Source organism: Roseateles sp. (assembly GCF_039595295.1).
In the GTDB taxonomy this organism is placed as follows: Bacteria; Pseudomonadota; Gammaproteobacteria; order Burkholderiales; family Burkholderiaceae_C; genus Roseateles.
The window spans coordinates 79,265-97,639 of sequence record NZ_JBCNLU010000014.1 but is presented as its reverse complement, the minus strand read 5'-3'; the positions used below and the strand labels follow the sequence as shown (position 1 = coordinate 97,639).

The window sequence follows — 18,375 nt, the reverse complement described above, 5'->3', positions numbered from 1 at the left end:
CATGTCCATGACGCAGCCTTTCCCGACGCCCCCGTCCTCCGATCGCCTGGATCGCACCGATCGCGTCGCTGATGCCGGCGACGCGCTGCCGCTGGCCTGGCTGCAGGAACGGGTGCTCGGCGAGCGCCTGCTGGAGGCGATGTGGAGCGCCCGCCAGCCCGCCACGCCGGCGCAGTTCTTCGTTTGGAGCCAGAACCGATTGCAGACGCTGCTGCCGCATCGGCTGCTGGTCTGTGCCACCGACGTGCCGCCCTCGCCGCGGCTGACGGCGCAGCTCTTTCATCTCAAGCCGGTCGGCACGACGCTGCAGGCGCAGCTGGAGACGCCCGATCACGGCCTGTGGCTGCACCTGATCCGGCGCTGGGGCGAGGGCCGGCGGCCGGTGCGCCTCGACGTGGCGCGGGAGGCGCCGTCCGCGCTCTTCCAGCCCCTGCTGGAGGCGGGGCTGCGCACGCTGGCGCTGCACGGCGTCACCGGTGACGGAGAACGGCCGCAAAGCCTGTTCCTGTTGGGGGGCGATGGCTGGGACGACGAACAGATGCAGCGCCTGGAACTGCTGACGCCCGCGCTGCATGCGGCTTGGCGGCGCTCGCGGCTTCAGCAGAGGGGCCAGGTCTTGCCGCGCCGTGTCGGCATGCTCGTCACGCCGCGCGAGCAGCAGATCGTCGAGGGCCTGCGCGCGGGCTTGAGCAATGAAGGGATCGCGATCCAGCTGGGGATCAGCATGTTCACGGTCAAGAACCACGTGCGCAAGATCCTGCGCAAGCTGGGCGCCAACAACCGCGCCCAGGCCGTCGCGATCGCGATGGCGCGCCGCGAACTCAGCGAGCCGGACCCGACGGTCCTTTGATCAGGCGCGTGAGCGCGCCGTGCAACAGCACGCCGATGAAGGCGCCGACCATGTCGGCGGCGACGTCGCGCACATCGGCGTCGCGGCCGGGGATCTGGGCCTGGACGATCTCGATCAGGATCCCGTAGCCCAGCATCGCCAGCAGCACGATCCAGACGCGACGGCGGCCGGCGCGCAGGCTCTGCAAGGCGACGACGGTCAGCGACGCGAAGGCCGCGAAGTGATTGGCCTTGTCCCAGCCCAGATCGGCGGCGGGGGGCGGATTCGGCGAGAAGGCGAGCCAGCTCACCACGCCGATCAGCATCAGGAACAGCAGGCGCCAGGCGGCGCGCCAGCGCGGGTCATGCAGGACAGCAGCGATCACGTCGGCCCGCCTCCGGTTCGGGCGGGCGCAGTGTGCCATGCGGGCCGTGATCGATCCGTGAGGGACCGAGGGCTTGGTCCCGCCTCACTCCAGGTTCTCGTGATGGCTGATCGCGCCGCGCTTCCAGTAGGCGGCCGCGCGGATGGCGTGGCGATCGTGGCCCTTCTCGTCGACCAGGATGCGGCGCAGCTCGGCCATCGCCGCGGCTTCGCCGGCGCACCAGGCGTAGCCCTCGCCGGCGGGCAGGCTCAGCGCGCGCGCGGCGGCGAGCAGCGCATCCGGTCCGTCGACCCAGCGCAGATCGAGCTCGGCGCGGCTCTGCAGGGCGCGGCGGTCGCTCTCGGGCACGTCCAGCAGCACGAGGGCGCGGGTGCCGGCGGGCAGCTCCTCCAGCCGGCGCGCAATCGCGGGCAGGGCGGTCTCGTCGCCGGCCAGCAGGTGCCAGTCGAAGTCGGTCGGGATCACGAAGGAGCCGCGCGGCCCCGCGACCGTCAGCGTGTGACCCGGTTGCGCGCGGGCGGCCCATTCGGCGGCGGGGCCGTCGCCGTGCTGGGCGAACTCGAGCACCAGTTCACGGGCCTTGTTGTCGTAGCGGCGCGGGGTGTAGTCGCGCATCACGGGGGCGTCGCCGTTGCTGCCGAAGATCAGCTTGACGTGATCGTCGAAGGAGGCGCTGATGAAGTCGGACAGCGAGTCGCCGCCCAGGGTCACGCGGCGGAAGTTGGGCGTCAGGTCGTCGACGGCGAGCACGGTGAGCTCGCGCCGCTTGATTTCATGGCGCACGCGCTGGACGCGGCTGCCGGCCGGCGCGGGGCTGGGGGCGAGGGCGGGGGTGTCGGAGGTCATTGCGGTGGGGCTCTTTTTCGTTGACAATGTCCACCATCTTGCGAAAAACGATTGACAATGTCAACAAACACCACCGGCCGTAGGGGCAAGGACGACGACGTGCTGGAGCTGATCCACACGGTGATGCACCAGTACCGCGCCCGGCAGTACCGCTTCCTGCGCGACGGGCCCAGCGACATCACGCACATGGAGGGCAAGGTGCTGGGCTTCTTCGACCGTCACCCGGGCGGCACGCAGAGCGATCTGGCGCAGCACAGCGGGCGGGACAAGGCGCAGCTGGCGCGGCTGATCAAGGGGCTGCGGGACAAGGGCCTGCTGGACGCGGAGGCCGACGAGGCCGATCGCCGCCAGGTCCGGCTGCGGCTGAGCGACGCGGGCGAGCAGGTGCAGCGCGAGCTCCGGCGCCAGGCGCGGCAGGTGAGCGCGCATGCGCTGACGGGGCTGAGCGCCGCGGAGCAGCAGCAGCTGATGGCGCTGCTCAAGCGGGTGCAGGCCAATCTGGGCGACGAGTGAGGCAAGAAAAATCCGCGCGGACTTGCTGACCTCAAAAAGTTGATCTATACTCTTTGACTCTGTTGTTCGCGACAGCGCCGGTGTAGCTCAGTTGGTAGAGCAGCGCATTCGTAATGCGAAGGTCGGGAGTTCGACTCTCTTCACCGGCACCAATCTGAAAAGCCGCTTGGGTTTCCCCAAGCGGCTTTTTCTTTGGGCGCTAGCCGGCGCTCAGCCTATCTCGGTCAAGGGTGTGGTCGCCCGGCACCGGGTCGGCGTCAACGCGTCGGCCCGCAGGCCCTGCGCCGCGAGGTCCTCCGGCATGACCTGACCCCGCGCCAGCGCCGCCGTCAGCCGCGCCATCGCCGGCGCGGTCTGGATGCCGTAGCCGCCCTGGCCGACCAGCCAGAAGAAGCCCGGCACGTCCGCGTCATAGCCCACCACCGGCGTCTTGTCCGCCACGAAGCTGCGCAGCCCCGCCCAGCGCCCGCGCAGCTTGCGCACCTGCGCGCCGGTCGCCTGCTCGAAGCGGTCGACCGCGACGGCGATGTCGAACTCGTCCGGCTGCGCATCGCAGGGCGGCGAGGGCGTCTCGTCGGCGGGCGAGAGCAGCAGCAGGCCCGCATCCGGCTTGAAGTAGAACTGCTCGCCGACATGGACGGCCGCCGGCCAGGCGTGCGCCGACAGCTCGCGCGGCGTCTCGATCAGCACGGCCGTACGCCGCTTCGGCACCAGACCGACACCCGGCACGCCGGCCAAGGCGGCCAGTTCGTCGCCCCAGGCGCCGGCCGCGTTGATCAGCACCGGCGCGCTCAGTCGCTGCACGCCGTCCTCCGCGGACCCGGTCGGACCGCCTTGTCCACCGTGCCCGCCGTGTCCGCCGCCCAGCGTGATCCGCCAGTCGAGTCCGACGCGTTCGATGTGGTGCACCGCGCGGCCGAAGCAAGACGTGACCCCGTGCTGCCGCGCCTGCGCCGCGTAGCCCAGCAGCAGCCCCGATACGTCGATGTCCGCGGAGCCCGTCTCCAGCAGCGCGCCCCGCAGATAGCCCTCGCGGAACACCGGCGCCTTGGCCAGCGCTTGTGCCACGCTCAGCCGCTGCAGGCCGCTGGTCGGGCCGAGCGAATCCTCCAACGCGTCGAGTTCTTGCTCCTCGTCGGGTCCGGCGAAGTACATGGTCTCGCGCCGGCTCACCAGTGGATAGGCGGCGAAGCCCGGCGGCGGGTCGAAGTAGAAGCTGCGGCTGGCCCGTGTCAGCGCGCGGATCGCGGCGTTGCCGTAGAGCTCGCTGTACAGCGCGGCGGAGCGGCCGGTCGCGTGATAGCCGGGCTGCGACTCGCGCTCGACCAGCGCGACCCGCGCATGCCGCGACAGCTCGGCCGCCGCGGACAGGCCCGCCATCCCGCCGCCGACGACGATGAAATCAAAGGAGAGATCCTGCATGTGACGCGCCGCCTCCTCACAGCCAGCCGTGCGGATCGGCCACGCGAGGCCAGTACTGGCCATCGCGCACGCGGTAGGGGATGTTGGCGATGTCCGAGGTCAGCGCCCCGGGCGAGGCCACGTAGACCACCGCCTTGGCGATCGGCGCGAACTGGTCGTGGAAGTGTTGCGTGGACTTGACCACCACCATCTTCTTCGCGCTCAGGTCGATGCCCAGCCCGGTGAAGGCGTCGGTGCCGAAGACCTGGGAGCGCACGCTGGCCAGCACGAGGTCGATGCCGTTGTCGGCCTGGACCCAGACCGACGCGCCCAGCGGCGCGCGCGCCCCCATGGCGCTCTGGAAGTGCTGCTCCACCACCGCCTTGACGACCACGCTCAGGTCCACCGGATCGCCGGAGCTGGGCCCGCACTTGCCGCCCAGGCGCAGATCGATGCGCGCGCCGACGCCGCTGTCCTTGCAGATCTGGATCGCGCCCAGGTCCCAGAACGCACCCAGCGCGACGTTGCCGATGCCGCGCTCCAGGATGCGACGCAGCAGGAAGGTGCTGTCGCCCGGCGCGCCGCCGCCCGGGTTGTCGGCGCCGTCGCCCAGCACCACCGGTCCGCCCTGGACCGCCAGCGCGCGATCGAGTCCTTCGTCGATGCCGACCACCGGTGCGCCGGTCCGCTCGCGCAGCTCCCAGAACTCGCGACCCAGCTGCTCGGCCAGGCGCTGGGCCTTGGGCAGATCGTTGTCGGTGATGACCCAGAGCTTGGCGCCGGACTCCGGCACGTCGCCCCAGGGGAAACCGTGACCGAGCGACACCGACAGCACGCCGTCCTTGCCCTCCAGCGACTGCATGCGCGCGACAAAGGACCTCATCGGCTCGCGCGTCGTGTGCCAGAGGCCGACCATGCGGCAGTCGAAGACCGCGGTCGTGGGCCGGATACGGGCCGCCGCGCAATCCTTGAGCAGCGCCCAGACTTCCTGCGCGCGCTCCTTGCCGTCGATGTGCGGGTACTCCTTGAAGCAGATCAGCACGTCGGCGGAGCGCCGCATCAGCTCGGTGAAGTGGCAGTGCAGATCGAGCTCCACGCCGATGGGCACGTCCGGCCCGACGATCTCGCGGATGCGCGCGATGACGTCGCCCTCGCAGTCGTCATGGCCCTCGGCGGCCATGGCGCCGTGCAGCAGCAGCTGCACCGCGTCCAGCGGCATCGCGTCGCGCACGTCCTGCAGGATCGCGTCGCGCAGCTCCTCGTAAACGGCGCGCACCGTGCGGCCGGCGGGCTGGGCGAAGGCGCACAGGCTCTCGGCGACCTCGTGGCCGTCGGCCTCGATCATCTGGCGCAGGAACACCATGAACTCGCCGGAGCCCTCGGGCACGGTGCGCGTGGCGTCGCCGAAGTGGATGCCGTACTCCTCGAAGGCGCCGCGGCCGGTGGGGAAGGCGGCGAAGGTGTTGGTCTCGGTGGCGAATTGGGCGATCAGGACTTTCATCTCAGGTCTCCTCGGTCATCGGTCATCGATCGTGAATCCGCGGGCTCAGGCGTCGACGCGGTCGAAGGCCATGTGGCGGGTGCGGGTGGTGTCGATCTCGAAGCCGACGACGCGGCCGTCGCGGCGGCGCAGCGACATCAGACCCGTCAGCGGCAGCAGCGGGTCGGTGATCTTCCAGCCGAAGACATCGGCGGACATCGGCTCCAGCGCGAGCTCGTTGCCGCCGAAGCGGCCGTCGATGCGCAGCAGCAGTTGCTGATCGCCTGCCGGGTCCTTCTTGCCGTCCTTGTCCTTGGCCTCGGTCCGCTCGAAGAGGACCTCGGCCTTGGCGTCGCCCAGATCGCCGGCGACGTAGCGGCCGACCAAGGCGGCGCCGACCTCCTGCAGCGACGGGGCCTTCTCGGGCAGCAGCTCGAAGCGCTCGGCGTTGCCGGCCTCGCTGAGCGTGAGCGACGCCGGGGCGGTGCCCTCGGTGGCCAGGTCGGCGGTCTTGAGCGTCAGCGGGCCGACGGCCACGTCCTCGAAGGCGAGCACCAGTTCGTCGCCGATCTCGCGCAGCGGCAGGCCTTGCGAGTGCAGCACGCTGATCTGCAGCTTGCCCTCGGTCTCGACGAAGCCGAAGGAGAAGCCCGAGGCCGGCGAGTGGTAGCGGCGGCCGATCATGGGCTTGAAGCGATCGGCCTGGGGCGGCACGCGGGCCGGCGCCAGCACGGCCGCGCCGTCGTCGCCCAGCAGCGTGTCGATGACCTTGTAGGCGGCCTCGGTGGGCGCCATCGCGCCGCCGTTGTTGATGATGATGATGTCCAGCTGATGCGCCGGGACGGTGATCATCTGGCAGCTGCCGCCGACGACGCCGCCCGCATGGTGGATGACCTCCACGCCGCGGTAGTCGTGCTTCATGAGGCCCAGGCCGTAGGGGTTGACGGTGCCGTTGTTGAGCCGGGTCATCGTCAGCATCTGCGCCCAGGAGGCGGCCGAGCCGACGGTCTTGCGCTCGGCGCGCAGGTGGGCGAGCCAGCGCAGCATGTCATCGATGGTGGAGATGATGGCGCCCTCGCCGCGGACTTCTTCCGTGGGGAAGATGCCGCGCCGGAACTTGCCCTCGCCCAGCGGCAGGTGCAGCGCGGCGGTGTTGGGATGGACCTCGAAGTCGCTCGGGACCGAGGCGCTGTCCACCATGCCGATCGGATCGAAGATGCGCTGCTTGAGGAAGGCCTCCAGCGGCATGCCCGCGATGCGGTCCACCACGATGGACAGCAGGTGGTAGCCGCCGTTGTTGTAGATCATCCGCTCGCCGGGCGGGAAGTTGATGCCGCGCTGGCGGCACAAGGTCTTCAGGCCCTCGCCCTTGGGACGGATGGAATTGCCGTCGGCCAGGAAGGCCACGTCCAGATAGCAGCGGCTGCCGCCGGTGTGGGTCATCAGCTGGCGCAGCGTGGGATCGGGCAGCGCGGCCGGCAGCTCGGGGATGTAGCGGCGGATGCCCGCGTCCACGTCGACCTTGCCCTCCTCGGCCAGCAGCAGCACGGCCAGGCAGGTGAAGTGCTTGCTCGTGGAGCCGATGCGCATGCGCGTGCCCGGGCCGTTGGCGACCATGGCTTCGACGCTCGCCAGGCCGAAGCCGCGGCGGTAGATCGGCTGGCCGTGCTGCGCGATGCCGACGACCAAGCCCGGCGCGTCGCCGCGGTTGACGGGCTGGAAGAGCTCGTCCAGCCGCTGGGTCGCGGTCTTGGGCTTGGCGTCGGGCGCGGGGGCGCCGGAAGCGCTCGTGGCGTCGGCGGCGGGCGCGGTGGAGAGCGCCTCGTTGCCGGCGGTGGTGGCGGCGATGGTGGAAGCGGTCGAGGCGTTGGCTTTGAGGTCGGACATGGTGAGGCCGTTCAAGGGTGGTGGGGTGAAGGGGATGCGGCGGTGGCCGAGGACGTGGGCGCGTGGGCGTCCAGTGCGGCAACCGTGCGGACGAAATGACGTTCGGACCAGCGGGTGAGGAGGGCGCCGACGGCCATGCTGGTGCTGGCGACGATGGCGACCGACAGCGCGAGCGCGCCGGCATGGGCGCTCAGCGCGTCGGAGACCAGGCCCACCAGCACCGGGCTGGCGGCGCCGAGCAGGGTCGCGATGACCGTGCCCATCGCGATCACGCGGGAGCGCAGCGCGGGCGGGGAGATGTCCTGCAGGATGGTCGGCGCGACCACGGTGCCGGCAATCAGGCACACGACCTGCACGCCGAAGAGCAGATAGATCTGCAGCGCGCTGGTGGCCCAGGGCAAGGCGATGCAGACGAGGGCGGCGAGGCCGGTGCCGGCGCCGAGCACGCGCACCGGCGTGGCCGCGCCGGTGCGCGGCCGCAGCAGCTTCACCGCGACCGCGCCCAGTGCCGCGCCGGCCAGCGTGCCGATCATGTAGGCGGCGCCGAAGCCCTGGCCGACCTCTTGAGCGGTCGCGCCGAACTTGCGCGCGGCGAGCACCGGGGCCCAGGCGCCTAGCGCCTGGATGCCGAGGCTGCCCAGCCCCGCGCCGCCGAAGATGCCCAGGGCGGTGCGGGCGTGCCCGCGGAAGTACTCGCGCAGCGTGGTGATCGCCGGTTCATGGACCGGCGCGGCTGTGTGAGCCGCCAGGGGGTCAGGCGTTGCCGGCGGCGTGACAGTGGTCACTGCTCGCGATCGAATCCGGATCCCGACGATCAGCAGCGCCATCAACGGGCCGGGAATCGCGACGACGAAGAAGGACAAGCGCCAGGCTTCGAGTCCGGCGAGCGCCGCCGGCAACAGCGGCCGGATCGCGTCGATGGAGCCGATCATCGCGCCGCTCAGGCTGATGCCCAGACCCGCGCCCAGGATGGAGGCGAGCGCGAAGATGCCGTTGGCCAGCACGCGCCGCGAGGGCGGGACGATGTCCGGGATCATCCCGTAGACCACGGGCGCGAGGCCCGCTTCGCCGATGCCCAGGCCGATCGCGGCGATGAACAGCGATGGGAAGTCCCAGGCCATGCCGCAGGCGGCGGTGGCGGCGGTCCACAGCAGCACACAGCCGGCGAGCACCGGCTTGCGGCCGTACCGGTCTGCCAGGCCGCCCAACGGCACCGCGGCCAGGCCCGCGAACAGCGCGATGCCCACGCCTTGCAGCAGCCCGAGCTTGGTGTCGGACAGGTTCAGCGACTGGCGGATGGGCTCGGCCAGCAGGACCAGGATCTGGCGATCCACGGCGGCCAGGACCGAAGTCGCGACCAGCACGGCCAGGCCGTACCAGGCGAGCAGCCACACGCGCAGCGGCTCGCGCGGCGGGACCGCGGCTTCGGAGGGGAAGGGCATGGCGCTCATGCGGACCTCAGAAGCTGGCGCTCAGCGTGGCGCCGACGGTGCGCGGCTGCGCGACCGACACCATCGCGTTGCCGCCCAGCGGTAGGAAGGCGGTGTAAGTGGAGACCTGGGCGCGCTTGTCGAAGACGTTGCGCGCATACAGCGCCAGGCTGTAGCGGCCGAAGTCCATGCCCGCCTGCAGATCGGTCAGCGTGTAGGCCGGCATCTTGTACGACACCAGCTGCTTGCTGCCGGGGATGCCGGCGTCGCGCTCGCCGACATGGCGCACCGACAGGCCCGCGTAGGCGGCGTGGCCGGCCAGCTCGAAGTGGCGCTGGGCCTGCACGGCCATCGACAGCCGCGGCGTGCGCGGCAGACGGTCACCGGACTTGGCGTCCAGGCCGGGTGCGTCCTGGGTCAGCTTGGCGTCGTTGTAGGAGGCACTGGCCGTCAGGCTCCACAGCGGCGAGGGCCTGAAGCTCAGCGAGGCCTCCGCGCCGCGGATGCGGGCCTTGCCGGAGTTCACCACCACCGACACGCCGTTGACCGAGCTCGCCTGCTGGATGTCCTTCCAATCGACGTTGAACACGGCGGCTTCGATCTGCAGCGTGCGGTCCAGCAGCGAGGACTTCACGCCCAGCTCGGTGCTGACCAGGTCGTCGGGACGGAAGGTCGGCGGCGCGAGGGGCTCGTGGGTGACGATGTCGCGCAGCACCGCGTTGGGGCCGCCGGGGCGATAGCCGCTGGCGACGCGGACGTAGACGTTGCTGGTCTTGTCCAGCGCGTAGAGGCCGGTGAGCAGATAGGTGCGGCTGGTGTCCTTGGAGGCGGCGTCGATGGAGGCGTCGCCGCCGGCCAGCAGACCGGCGCTCTGCTGCACATAGGTCTGGCGGTTGCGGGCCACGCGCAGGCCGCCGGTCAGCGAGAAGCCGCCGTCGAACTTCCAGGTCGCGTCGCCGAAGATGGCGTCCTCGCGGTACCTGCTGGGGATGTCGATGAACGCGAGCTGCGGTCCGTTGCCGCCGCCGACGTAGGACTGCGCGTACTGGGTCTGTCGGCCGCGCTCGCGGTCGATGTAGAGGCCGACCAGCCATTCGAAGCGCTTGTCCGCGGCCGAGGTCAGCCGTACTTCCTGCGAGTTTCGGCTCAGCGTCAGCGGGATGCGCACGTCCACCGCATCCAGGTTGATGCCCAGCTGCGCGAGCAGCGGCACGTAGGCGGAGGTCGCGTCGATGCGGTTCTCGGTGTCCAGGCGCTGGTAGGAGCTGATCGCCTCCAGACGCGCCCAGCCGAAGTCGTAATCGACTTCCGCCGAGTAGAGGTCGGTCTTGAGCTGATAGCGCTCCGACAGCGAGCGCTGGTGGCGCAGATCGCCATGGACGGGCTGGCCGGTCGCGGGCGAGTAGTCGACGAAGTCGCGCCCGTCGCGCTCGATCTTCTGCGTGGTCGCGGTGAAGCGCAGGCTGAGCGCGCGGCTGGGCGTGACCAGCGCGGAGAGACGCGCGCCGTGGGACTGCCCGCCGTCGGTCTCCTTGCCGGGCAGCGGCCCGACGGCCTCGATGTGGCCGGGCGCCTTGTCGCGGTAGGCGGCGACGCGGATGGCGGCGACGTCCTCCTTCAGCGGCACGTTGACGATGCCCGCGACGGTGTTGCCGGCACCGCCCTTGGAGGTGGTGCTCGCGCCCAGCGAGACCTTGCCGGAGAGTTCGGTGCTGTCGGGCGTGTTGGTGACGTACTTGACGAGGCCGCCGACCGAGGACGCGCCGTAGAGTGTGCCCTGCGGGCCGCGCAGCACCTCGACGTGATGCAGGTCCAGCAGGCCCATGTCCAGGAACATGCCGTTGCCGCCGGCGCTGCTGCCGTTGGCGCCGATCTGGACCTCGTCGACATAGACGCCCACGGTGGCGGAGACGTCGGCGCCGGTGGTCACCCCGCGCAGGTTGATCGCGCCGATGCCGGCGCCGCCGTTGCTGCCGATGCTCACGCCGGGCTCGTTGGCCAGGTAGTCGCCCAGCGCCTTGGCGCCGCGTTTCTCCAGGCCTTCGGCGCCGATCACGCTGACCTGCATGGGCACGTCGCGGGCCGGCTCGCGGCGGCGGCTGGCGCTGATGGTGACCAGGTCCAGCACCTGCGCCGCCGGCTTGGCGGACGCCGTCCGGTCGGTCGCCGCGTCCTTGTCCGCCTCGGCGGAGGCCGATGCCGATGCCGCCGCGGTGGTCACCGACGCGGAGGCGGCGGCTGCCGCTGCCGGCGCGGGCGTCTGCGGCGATTGCTGCGCGTGCGCTGCGGGGAAGGCCGCGAGCAGGGCGACGGCCATCGGCAAGAGCGCGGGAAGGCCGCGTCTAGACGCGGCGGCGGGACTGCAGAGAGGCGCGGGACCAGTGTTCACGGACTTTCCTCGTCGTTCGATGTTTTTCCATATTAGATAAAAAAGACGAAATGGAGAAAAATTTCCGCTTGGGAGAAACACCAGGGGAAAGAAGTCATGAAGCGGGGTTCGGGGCGTCGGCGCGTGGCTATATTTCCGGCCATGAATGCAAGCTCCCATGATGACCACGAGGGCCCGACGCCGGGCGAGGTGATCCGTACGCTGCGCAAGCGGCGCGAGATGACGCTGAGCGACATGAGCCAGCGCACGGGGCTGGCGGTGTCGACGATCTCCAAGCTGGAGAAGGGGCAGGCCTCGCTGTCCTACGACAAGCTGGTGCTGCTGGCCAAGGCGCTGGAGGTGGACATCTCGGAGCTGCTGGAGGCCAGTCCCGCCGCGGCGCTGCCGGGTGTGGCGCTGAGCGGGCGGCGCATCGTGCACCGCGCGGGGGAGGGCCAGGTGGTCGAGACCAGCAGCTACCGCCAGACCTATCTGGCGACGGAGCTGCTCAACAAGAAGCTGGTGCCCATCATTGCGGAGCTGAGGGCGCGGACGCTGGATCAGTTCGTGGCCGAGTTCGGCGGCCTGATCCGGCATTCAGGCGAGGAGTTCGTGTACGTCCTGGACGGGGAGGTGGAATTCCATACCGACCTGTACGCGCCGGTGAAGCTGAAGCAGGGCGACTCGATGTACTTCGACAGCACCATGGGGCACGCCTATCTGAAGGCCTCGAACGGGCTCTGCCGGGTGATGGCGGTGTGCTCGGGGCGCGGCGCGGCGGATCAGATGCTGGAGACCTTTGTCGGTGCGTCGACGCGGCAGTCCGCGGCAGCGCGGACGCCGACCACACGCAAGAGCAAGGGGACGCGATGACCACGAAGCACGGCGCCGCGGTGCGCTTGAGGCTCGATGCGATCGAGGACGCGGCGCTGGCCGGCACGCTCAAGGGCCTGCCCGCGCAGGCCGAGGGCCGGCCGCTGCGGGAGCTCGGCGCGATGGGCTTGTCGCTGCTGGACGGCGACCTGCCGCTGCCGGCAGCAGTGCTGAAGGACTCGGCGCTGAAGCACAACGCGCGCTGGATGCGCGAGTTCACCGCGCGCGCCGGGGTGAGCCTGGCGCCGCACGGCAAGACGACGATGGCGCCGCAGCTCTTCCAGCGCCAGTTCGACGAAGGGGCATGGGGCATGACGGCGGCGACGGCGGCGCATGTGCGCAGCTATCGGCGCTTCGGTGTGCCGCGGGTGCTGCTCGCGAATCAGCTGCTCGGCAAGGCCGATCTGGAACTGGTGCTGCGCGAGCTCGAGGCCGATGAGGACTTCGATTTCTACGCTCTGGTGGATTCGGCGGCGGGCCTGGACCTGCTGCGCCGCGCGGTGTCGGCGCGCGGGCTGAAGCGACCGCTGCAAGTGCTGCTCGAGGTCGGTACGCCGGACGGTCGCACGGGCGTGCGCAGCGTCGAGGACGGGTTGGCACTGGGCCGCTTGATCCGCGAGGCGGCACCGGCGGTCGTGCTGCGCGGCGTCGAGGCCTTCGAAGGCGTGTACAGCGGCGACGACACGGCGCGTGTCGAGCTGGGCGCGCTGACGATGGTGGAGACGGTGGCGGCCTTGGCTCGCGCGGGTTGCGCGGAAGGCTGGTTCGCGCCGGGCGAGGTGCTGCTGACGGCGGGCGGGTCCGCCTTCTTCGACATGGCGGCGAAGACGCTGGCGGCGGTCGACGCGGCGGGCACGGGACATGCGTTGCGCGTGGTGCTGCGCAGCGGCTGCTATCTGTCGCACGACAGCCTGCAGTACGAGCGCATGCAATCGCGCATGCGCCAACGGGCGGGGGCGCTCTGGGGCGAGGGCCCGGGACTGCGCAACGCGATCGAGGTGTGGGCGCAGGTGCAGTCGGTGCCCGAGCCGGGCCGCGCGATCTGCACCGCAGGCAAGCGGGATCTGAGCTACGACGCCTGTCTGCCGCAGCCGCTGTGGTGGTATCGCCCGGGGTTGCATGACGTGCCGCAAGCGGCGCCCGGGGACTGGGCCTGCGTGAAGCTCAACGACCAGCACGCCTTCGTCGATGCGAAGGAGGGCGGTGTGCTGCCGCTGCAGGTGGGCGACCTGATCGCGTTTGGCGTCGGGCATCCGTGCACGACCTTCGACAAGTGGCCGTTGCTGTATCTCGTCGATGACGGGTATCGGGTGGCGGGCGGGGTCAGGACTTTCTTCTGAGGCGATGACGGCGCTTGTGCTTCTGCCGGGGATGGACGGCACGGGGGATCTCTTCGAGCCCTTGTTGCGGGAACTGCCGGCGGGATGGCGTCCGGTGGTGGTCCGTTATCTGGCCTTCGTGCTGCTGGGCGAGTCGTCACGGCGCTGACCGGGCTAGACGGCTAACCCCTCTCCCACTTCATGGGCGAGGGGCTCCAGGGGCCCTCACTCGGTTCATCGGAGAGGGGCTCCTGTGGCCCCCTCGCCCGCTTGCGGGAGAGGGCGGGGGAGAGGGTCTTCAAGCGAAGCCGGATCCATTCACCGCGCCATCTCCGTCGCCGCCAACAGCATCCACGCCGAGTGCGGGATCCACTGCTCGACCCAGCGCCACTGCTCGCCATCCGGCCCGGGCCCGAAGGCAATGCCTGACCCCGTATCGCTTCCCACCGCGCCGGTGATGCCATTCGAGATCCCGCCCACGAACATGTCCCCCGCGCTCGACGCCACCGTCGGCGGATTGCGCCTCCCAAAGCCGTAGAGCATCGAGATCCCATAGGGATTGCGTCCCAGCGTCCAGTCGATCTGACTCTGTGCATAACGCGCCCAGTCCGCCGGAATCCTGAACCCCGCCCCCGTCGTGGGCGCAACCAGCCGACCCCCCACCACCATGGCCGCGCTCAGCGATGCCAGTCGTGCGCTCTCGCCCTGCCACCAGTAGCCGGTCTCGTTCTTGTGCGGAATGAAGAAGCCCTCCATCACCTCGCCCGAGGCCGTCTTCCCATCCGGCGCGATCTGGAATGCCTGCCTTGCGTACTCGAACGGATTCGCCACGCGACGCGTGATCGCGATCTCATGATCCAGCGAAGCGCGAATCGCCGCCCCGGCTTTCGTGCGCCTCGCCTCCTCCGTTTCGACGCTTGCATACCGGCTCAAACTCAACGCCGGCAACCCCGCCTCGACCGCGTGGTAATAGGGTCGGGCCTTGCCATCGCTGATGAATCCGCCATCCGGTGTCTGCCGCGCGATCAGCCGATCCGCCCGATCCCTCGCCGCCTCGAGGAACCGCGACTCCCGCGTCGCCTCGAACAGATCCACCGCGGCCATCAGCGCGGTGTAGTCATCGATGATGTTCTCGACGCCGTTCGCGCCGTACTGCGCGTTGAATTTCTGCAGATGGTCGAAGGCCCGAATCGCATCGGCCAGATAGGTCTTCCCATCGACATCACCATGCCGCCCCGACTGCTTTGCCAGCATCGAGGCCCGCGCCAGCGCCGCGATCGCCAGGCCGCCGCCCGCGCGGAAAGCCGAGCGATACAGCGTCGTCGACTTCCCGTCCTCGCCCTCGTAGCCGACCACCATGCGTTCCGCGCCGTCGCTGCCCCACTTGTCGAAGACGGTCGTGTAGAAATAGCCCTCCGCATCCAGGATGCGGTGCAGATAGTCCGCGCCCCAGAATGCCTCGTCCTGCACCCGCTTCTCCAACCCCGCGCGGCGATAAAGCGCCGGAGCCGTCTGCGCCGTGTAGGCCAGCACCCAGGCGACCATCGAGGTCTGCTGCGGGTTGAAGTAGTTGGCATAGCCCAGGTGCGACAGGTACTTGCCCGTGTCGCCGCCCGCATCCTTCCATCCGCCGTGCACGTCGACGCGGCGGTCGGTCTCGAAGATGCGGATGCTGCGATCCCCCGCGCCCGTGTGACGGCCGCGGCGGAAGTAATCCAGCGTCTTGTCCGCGATGGTCGTGAACAGCGCCCGGTCGCGCACCCGCACCGGCGCCGAGACCGCGCGCTTGCCGCCGATGGTCGCCTCGACGCGGTAATCGCCGGCCTTGTTCAGCGACGAGAAGTCCACCTCGAAGTAGCGCTTGCCCGCGCCCCACTCGCTGAACGCGGGCAGCGGCGTGAGCTCGCCTTGCGCGACGGTCTTGCCGCCCGACAGCACGCGATAGCGGCCGCGCTCGGCCGCGCCGGTGGACTCGACGATCGCCCGCTTGGGGCCGACGCGCTCGAGCGCCACCTGGTTGATCTGCACCAGCAGCGGATCCGTCGGCAACTGGACGGACACGGTCGTGACCGATGCGGCGCTATCGGCGGCCTGCGCGGCGGACGGCAGCGCCAAGGCGGCCATCGCCGCCATCGCCGCCATCGCCGTGGCGGCGGTCATCGTCAGGACGGAGCGGCGGCCGCGGCGAGTCGAATCGGGAGCGAATGTCTTCATGTCGGGGAGGGCAGAAAAGGCGGGGCGCCGCGCACGAACGGCGCCCCGAAGGTCGATTGCATCGGTTGAGGGATCAGGGGCAGGCCGCGTCAGGTCGCGGCGCGCCGCCGCGGCTCACTGCCACGACATGTTCTTCGACCACTTGATGCCTGACGTCGGGCATTTCCCGCTGTTGCCGGGATAGCTCGCGTTGATGACCTGATTCACCACGCTGACGCTGCCCATCGTCGGGTCCTTCTTGTAGATGTCCAGCGCCATGCTCGCGCGCCAGCAGTTGTCCGGATCGTCGCCCAGGCTGGAAGACTTCAGCCAGCGGATGTACTGGTCCGTCAGATAGGTCGCGAAACAGGTCTCGGCGCTCAGGCTGCCGCAGTTGCCCGCCGACTTCACCGAGGAGAAGGCCGAGATGCTGCCGATCGAGCCCGTGTTCACCTGCACCTGGAAGGCCAGTCCCACCAGGTTGTAGCGGTCGAAGGCGGTGAAGCCGATGCCCTTGAGCGCGTTCAGCACCGGGACCAGCTTGTCCTGGTCGATGTGCGCGTAATGGCTCATCACGTACTTGTCCTGCTGCGTGTCGAAGGCCGATTGCAGCGCGCCGCAGATCTTGGTCAGCGCCGCGCGCTTGGTCTTGTCGGAGCGGCTCCTGGACGGATACGGATCCAGCGCCGTGTCGTCCGCCTTGAAGTTGCCCGCCGTCACGCCGGTCACCTGCACGCCCCAGGCCAGCATGTCGGCGTTGGTCGCGTTGCTTTTGCCCAGCACGTAGGGCGCGAAGGCCTTCTTGAAGTAATCGGGGAAGTCGCCCACCGTGGTCACGCCGACCGGGCCGAAGGTGTTGCCGCGGTAGTCGGAGATGCCCTGGGCCGCCTCGTAGTCGACCTCGCAGTAGCGCCAGGGGCCGACCTCCTGGTAGTTGGTCGTGCCGTTCTCGGGGTAAGCGTCCATGCTGAGCACGGCCTGCCATTGATTGACCGTCAGCTTGCGGCCCTTGTCGAAGACCGCGCCGTAGACGCGCGAGTCGCCGACCGGAATCACGCCCGCCGCGGCCGCGGCCTTGGTGGCGGTGACCAGTGGCTCGCCGGTGGCCGTGTGGGTGTTGGTGTAGAGCCAGCCATCCTGCACGTAGGCGCTGCTGGCGCCGCTCTTGGGGCCGGCCATGCCGGCGACGCGGTTGCCCGCCGCGAGGGCGGGGGAAGCTGCGGCGAAGGCGGCGGCCAGCGTGGAAACGGCGAGCAGCGGAAGCGTCGCGCGACGCGCGAAGCGACGCAGATCAGGTCGAGGAAGTTGCATCGGTTGCCTCTCTGAGGTCGTGTGGCCGTAGCCACGTGGGGGGTCGTAGCCTGCGAGCCGCGCGACTGCTTCAAGCCGCTCGCCGGCGACGAATGTAGGAGAGGTCCGGCAACGCCGTCAATATTTAAAACCATTGGATGTAATCAAAGATGTCGCCGATGCGGGATTACACTGAGCGCCCGGTGGACCGGTCCCGCACCACGGGGTCGGCGCGGCACGCGTATAACGCTGCCCTGACACCGGGGGAGCGCCCGCCATCCCGGGCGAAACGAACGCCGACACCCACCGCATGAGAACGATTGGCCGAGGAGCCACCCAACAGTCCAGTGCCCCGTACAACCGCCGCGTTGTGCTGGATTTCATCCGCCAGCAAGGCGCCGCCTCGCGCAAGGACATCGCGGACATGGTGTCGCTGAGCCCGCAGACGGTGGCCAACATCACGAACGAGCTGGAGGAGTTCGGGCTGATCGTGTCGCGGCGGCAAAAGGTGGACAAGTCGCGCGGCCAGCCGCCCATCGCCTTCGAGCTCAATCCGCAAGCGGGCCATTCCATCGGCATCAGCCTGGAGCCCGGCCGCGCCTCGGCCGCGCTGGTCAACCTGATCGGCGAGATCCAGCACCGCTGCGAGGTCGACATCGACACCACCGATCGCCAGAAGATGCTGGCGACGCTGCTGCAGTTGATCGCGCGCCTGCGCCGCGAATCGACCGATCGGCTCTGGGGCATCGGCATCGCGCTGCCGGGCCCGCTGGGCCACACCGAGATCAGCTTCGTCGGCCCGACCGCACTGGAAGGGCTGAGCGACCTGTCGGTGCTCGAGGAATTGGGCGAGGCCACCGGCCTGCCGCTGTTCCACCGCATCGATAGCGTGGCCGGCGCGCTGGGCGAAACGCTGTTCGGCGTCGCCCGCCACCTGGACGACTTCTTCTATCTGCACTTGGGCATGGGCCTGGGCGGCGCGTTGGTGACGGGGCGCTCGGCCTATCCTGGCGCCAACGGCAACGCGACCGAGATCGGCCATGTGCCCATCGTGCCCGGGGGCAGGTCTTGCTACTGCGGTAACCGCGGCTGCCTGGAGCGCTACGTGTCCATGCACTCGCTGGCCGAGGCGCTGGGCGTCACCGATCACGACGTGTGGATGCTGGACATCGGCGAGCGGCTCCGTAACCCCGCCGACCAGGCGTTGCACGCCTGGTGCCGCGAGGCCGCCGACCGCCTGCGCGACGCGGTCGCGATGATCGAGAACATGCTGGATCCGCGCTCCATCGTGATCGGCGGCTCCGCGCCCAAGGTGCTGGTCGAGCATCTGGTGAGGCTCGCGCAGCCCTGGCACCGCTCGGTGCGCGGCGGCGTCGCCGACCCCCACACGCGCTTGCTGCTGTCGGATCGCCAAGACGATTCCTCGCTGCTGGGCGCGGCCGTGCTGCCGATCTACGAGATGCTCTCGCCGCGTCTGGAAGTCCTTCAGCAAGACCGCCGCGTGACCCTCGATGCAGCCGAACTGCTCGGCAACAAGCCCCTGGTCAAGCGTTAACCCTGA

The 18,375-nt window shown here is 69.9% G+C and carries 15 protein-coding genes and 1 tRNA gene; 7 read left to right on the top strand and 9 right to left on the bottom strand.

What is annotated here, in order from left to right; translation table 11 throughout:
• Nucleotide 1 precedes the first annotated feature (1 nt).
• Nucleotides 2–850: a LuxR C-terminal-related transcriptional regulator gene (locus tag ABDW59_RS12850; protein ID WP_343630234.1), complete on the top strand. Its 849-nt coding sequence runs from the start codon at nucleotides 2–4 to the stop codon at nucleotides 848–850.
• On the opposite strand, the gene ABDW59_RS12845 is transcribed toward ABDW59_RS12850, so the two are convergent.
• Nucleotides 822–1,214, bottom strand: a complete 393-nt coding sequence (locus ABDW59_RS12845) for a VanZ family protein (protein WP_343630233.1) — start codon at nucleotides 1,212–1,214, stop codon at nucleotides 822–824. The genes ABDW59_RS12850 and ABDW59_RS12845 overlap by 29 nt on opposite strands.
• Before the next feature lie 84 nt (nucleotides 1,215–1,298).
• Nucleotides 1,299–2,060, bottom strand: a complete 762-nt coding sequence (locus tag ABDW59_RS12840) for a siderophore-interacting protein (protein ID WP_343630232.1) — start codon at nucleotides 2,058–2,060, stop codon at nucleotides 1,299–1,301.
• Between the two features lie 57 nt (nucleotides 2,061–2,117).
• Between ABDW59_RS12840 and ABDW59_RS12835 the strand changes: the two genes are divergently transcribed.
• Both ABDW59_RS12835 and ABDW59_RS12830 read left to right on the top strand, forming a co-directional pair.
• On the top strand, nucleotides 2,118–2,573 hold the full coding sequence (locus ABDW59_RS12835; protein WP_343630231.1) for a MarR family transcriptional regulator: 456 nt from the start codon (nucleotides 2,118–2,120) through the stop codon (nucleotides 2,571–2,573).
• Between the two features lie 76 nt (nucleotides 2,574–2,649).
• A tRNA-Thr gene (locus ABDW59_RS12830) sits at nucleotides 2,650–2,725 on the top strand.
• Nucleotides 2,726–2,783: 58 nt separating this feature from the next.
• On the opposite strand, the gene ABDW59_RS12825 is transcribed toward ABDW59_RS12830, so the two are convergent.
• Genes ABDW59_RS12825 through ABDW59_RS12805 form a run of 5 tightly spaced genes read right to left on the bottom strand, consistent with a single transcriptional unit; the run spans nucleotide 2,784 to nucleotide 11,088 of the window.
• Nucleotides 2,784–3,995: an FAD-binding oxidoreductase gene (locus ABDW59_RS12825; RefSeq protein WP_343630230.1), complete on the bottom strand. Its 1,212-nt coding sequence runs from the start codon at nucleotides 3,993–3,995 to the stop codon at nucleotides 2,784–2,786.
• A 16-nt stretch (nucleotides 3,996–4,011) separates the two neighbouring features.
• Nucleotides 4,012–5,475 (bottom strand): M81 family metallopeptidase, encoded by a 1,464-nt coding sequence (locus ABDW59_RS12820; protein WP_343630229.1) that lies wholly within the window; start codon nucleotides 5,473–5,475, stop codon nucleotides 4,012–4,014.
• Nucleotides 5,476–5,520: 45 nt separating this feature from the next.
• Complete coding sequence (locus tag ABDW59_RS12815; protein WP_343630228.1) at nucleotides 5,521–7,341, bottom strand: serine hydrolase domain-containing protein; 1,821 nt, start codon at nucleotides 7,339–7,341, stop codon at nucleotides 5,521–5,523.
• An 11-nt stretch (nucleotides 7,342–7,352) separates the two neighbouring features.
• A complete protein-coding gene (locus ABDW59_RS12810; protein ID WP_343630227.1) occupies nucleotides 7,353–8,792 on the bottom strand; it encodes an MFS transporter in 1,440 nt (479 codons plus the stop codon).
• A gap of 7 nt (nucleotides 8,793–8,799) precedes the next feature.
• On the bottom strand, nucleotides 8,800–11,088 hold the full coding sequence (locus ABDW59_RS12805) for a TonB-dependent receptor (RefSeq protein WP_343630226.1): 2,289 nt from the start codon (nucleotides 11,086–11,088) through the stop codon (nucleotides 8,800–8,802).
• 213 nt (nucleotides 11,089–11,301) lie between these two features.
• On the opposite strand from ABDW59_RS12805, the gene ABDW59_RS12800 reads away from it, so the two are divergent.
• From ABDW59_RS12800 to ABDW59_RS12790, 3 genes are read left to right on the top strand one after another with little or no spacing between them, the layout of a single operon-like run.
• The gene (locus tag ABDW59_RS12800) at nucleotides 11,302–12,012 is read left to right on the top strand and encodes an XRE family transcriptional regulator (RefSeq protein ID WP_343630225.1); all 711 of its coding nucleotides are present in this window, start codon (nucleotides 11,302–11,304) and stop codon (nucleotides 12,010–12,012) included.
• Nucleotides 12,009–13,352 carry an alanine racemase gene (locus ABDW59_RS12795; RefSeq protein WP_343630224.1) on the top strand — a complete coding sequence of 448 codons (1,344 nt, stop codon included), beginning with the start codon at nucleotides 12,009–12,011 and terminating at the stop codon, nucleotides 13,350–13,352. The genes ABDW59_RS12800 and ABDW59_RS12795 overlap by 4 nt, the downstream gene beginning before the upstream one ends.
• Nucleotides 13,353–13,356: 4 nt before the next feature.
• Nucleotides 13,357–13,500 carry a hypothetical protein gene (locus tag ABDW59_RS12790; RefSeq protein ID WP_343630223.1) on the top strand — a complete coding sequence of 48 codons (144 nt, stop codon included), beginning with the start codon at nucleotides 13,357–13,359 and terminating at the stop codon, nucleotides 13,498–13,500.
• Between the two features lie 149 nt (nucleotides 13,501–13,649).
• Here the strand turns inward: ABDW59_RS12790 and ABDW59_RS12785 are convergent, their stop codons facing one another.
• A complete protein-coding gene (locus ABDW59_RS12785; protein WP_343630222.1) occupies nucleotides 13,650–15,491 on the bottom strand; it encodes a glycoside hydrolase family 9 protein in 1,842 nt (613 codons plus the stop codon).
• A 168-nt stretch (nucleotides 15,492–15,659) separates the two neighbouring features.
• Complete coding sequence (locus ABDW59_RS12780; protein WP_343630221.1) at nucleotides 15,660–16,835, bottom strand: hypothetical protein; 1,176 nt, start codon at nucleotides 16,833–16,835, stop codon at nucleotides 15,660–15,662.
• A 349-nt stretch (nucleotides 16,836–17,184) separates the two neighbouring features.
• Between ABDW59_RS12780 and ABDW59_RS12775 the strand changes: the two genes are divergently transcribed.
• On the top strand, nucleotides 17,185–18,369 hold the full coding sequence (locus ABDW59_RS12775; protein WP_343630220.1) for an ROK family transcriptional regulator: 1,185 nt from the start codon (nucleotides 17,185–17,187) through the stop codon (nucleotides 18,367–18,369).
• The last annotated feature ends 6 nt before the right edge of the window (nucleotides 18,370–18,375 follow it).

Coding starts and splice junctions, on each gene's coding strand:
- ABDW59_RS12780 (WP_343630221.1), bottom strand. CDS start 16,835: ATGCAACTTCCTCGACCTGATCTGCGTCGCTTCGCGCGTCGCGCGACG.
- ABDW59_RS12805 (WP_343630226.1), bottom strand. CDS start 11,088: ATGGCCGTCGCCCTGCTCGCGGCCTTCCCCGCAGCGCACGCGCAGCAA.
- ABDW59_RS12800 (WP_343630225.1), top strand. CDS start 11,302: ATGAATGCAAGCTCCCATGATGACCACGAGGGCCCGACGCCGGGCGAG.
- ABDW59_RS12840 (WP_343630232.1), bottom strand. CDS start 2,060: ATGACCTCCGACACCCCCGCCCTCGCCCCCAGCCCCGCGCCGGCCGGC.
- ABDW59_RS12850 (WP_343630234.1), top strand. CDS start 2: ATGTCCATGACGCAGCCTTTCCCGACGCCCCCGTCCTCCGATCGCCTG.
- ABDW59_RS12825 (WP_343630230.1), bottom strand. CDS start 3,995: ATGCAGGATCTCTCCTTTGATTTCATCGTCGTCGGCGGCGGGATGGCG.
- ABDW59_RS12795 (WP_343630224.1), top strand. CDS start 12,009: ATGACCACGAAGCACGGCGCCGCGGTGCGCTTGAGGCTCGATGCGATC.
- ABDW59_RS12785 (WP_343630222.1), bottom strand. CDS start 15,491: ATGACCGCCGCCACGGCGATGGCGGCGATGGCGGCGATGGCCGCCTTG.
- ABDW59_RS12835 (WP_343630231.1), top strand. CDS start 2,118: ATGTCAACAAACACCACCGGCCGTAGGGGCAAGGACGACGACGTGCTG.
- ABDW59_RS12790 (WP_343630223.1), top strand. CDS start 13,357: ATGACGGCGCTTGTGCTTCTGCCGGGGATGGACGGCACGGGGGATCTC.
- ABDW59_RS12810 (WP_343630227.1), bottom strand. CDS start 8,792: ATGAGCGCCATGCCCTTCCCCTCCGAAGCCGCGGTCCCGCCGCGCGAG.
- ABDW59_RS12815 (WP_343630228.1), bottom strand. CDS start 7,341: ATGTCCGACCTCAAAGCCAACGCCTCGACCGCTTCCACCATCGCCGCC.
- ABDW59_RS12820 (WP_343630229.1), bottom strand. CDS start 5,475: ATGAAAGTCCTGATCGCCCAATTCGCCACCGAGACCAACACCTTCGCC.